At 52.6% G+C, this 1286-nt stretch carries 1 protein-coding gene; it reads right to left on the bottom strand.

The annotated features are described in order from the left end of the window. Positions 1 to 1126: RNA-guided endonuclease InsQ/TnpB family protein (locus AM629_RS21105; protein ID WP_054481759.1), on the bottom strand; the 1126-nt coding region annotated here is incomplete at its 3' end. Positions 1127 to 1286: the final 160 nt, after the last annotated feature.

The following is a 1286-nucleotide window of genomic DNA, read 5'->3' as shown; positions in this document are numbered from 1 at the left end:
GGGCAGAAACGACGAGTCCCGCCGCCTGTAATACTGTTATGCCCTTGCCCTGGATGTTGATCGCCGCATTAATATCGCGGTCATGTTCGACTCGACAGAAAGGGCATTGCCAGATCCGCTTATGCAGCGGCATATCCGGCATTTTGTGACCGCAGCAATGACAGGTTTTCGAGCTGGCGAACCACTGATCCAGTTTGACCAGATGGACGCCCGCCGCTACGGCTTTGTATTCCAGTTTCTTGATGAAACCATGCCAGCCCGCATCCCCGATAGCGCGGGCAATGCGGTGATTCTTCATCATGTTGGCCGATTTTAGCGTCTCAACAATGATCGCTTGGTTTTCGTCAACCATTGTTCGAGAGAGTTTGTGTTGAAAATCGGCGCGGCCATGGGCTACCCGCTCATGGACTGCCGCCAGACGTAATCGGGCCTTGCCGCGGTTAGCGCTGCCCTGTTGTTTACGGGACAGCGATTTCTGTTTACGACGCAGGTTACGGGTGGCGTTGATAAGGTGACGGGGGTTATCGACCTTCTCCCCGGTCGACTCGATAAGATAGTGGGACAAACCCATATCGCAACCGGTCACGCGGGTGATAACGCCCGGTTTTTCCGGCGCATCTTTGCCATCGTCACACAGGATAGCGGCGTAATATTTTCCCGTAGGGGTTCGGGATAGCGTCATGCTCTTCACTTCCCCTTCAATTTCTCGGTGTATGCGCGCCTTTATCGGCGACAATTTCGGGATCTTCACCGCATCCTCCAGCACTTTCACCCCAACACAGTGATAGCTGGATTGCTTACCCTGTTTGCGTTTGAACGTGGGAAATTGGGCGCGCAACTTCGGATTGAAGAAATTATCAAATGCAGTATGCAGATTAATCACCGCCTGCTGTAACGCGATAGAATCATATGCCCTGAGCCACGCGTACTTGCGGGATTGCTTCGCGACCGCCAGGAGCGGCTTGAGGTCTTTGCGTGGATGTAAACTTACACCGTGACGTTTGTAAGCATGCTTTTTGATGTGCAGCGCCTTGTTGTACGCAAAACGGACCGCACCGAACTGGCCATTAAGATACCCGGCCTGTTCGGGTGTGGGGTAGATGCGGACTTTGGTCGCTCTTAACATATTCAGCGCTCATTGATAAAGTGCATTCATTTTAGCCTGTTTTACAGGCAGATATCAATTCAGTCAGGATACGTTGGAGTAGCCAGACCTAAAGCCCTTTGGGCTTTTCGCCTTATATCCCCGCCCGCACTGGGCAAGGGTTTACGGCGGTTTTTGCTAA

It is taken from the genome of Photorhabdus heterorhabditis, assembly GCF_001280945.1.
GTDB lineage: Bacteria > Pseudomonadota > Gammaproteobacteria > Enterobacterales > Enterobacteriaceae > Photorhabdus > Photorhabdus heterorhabditis.
Note: the sequence above shows the minus strand (reverse complement) of the source record. Positions and strands in the feature narration are given on the sequence as shown.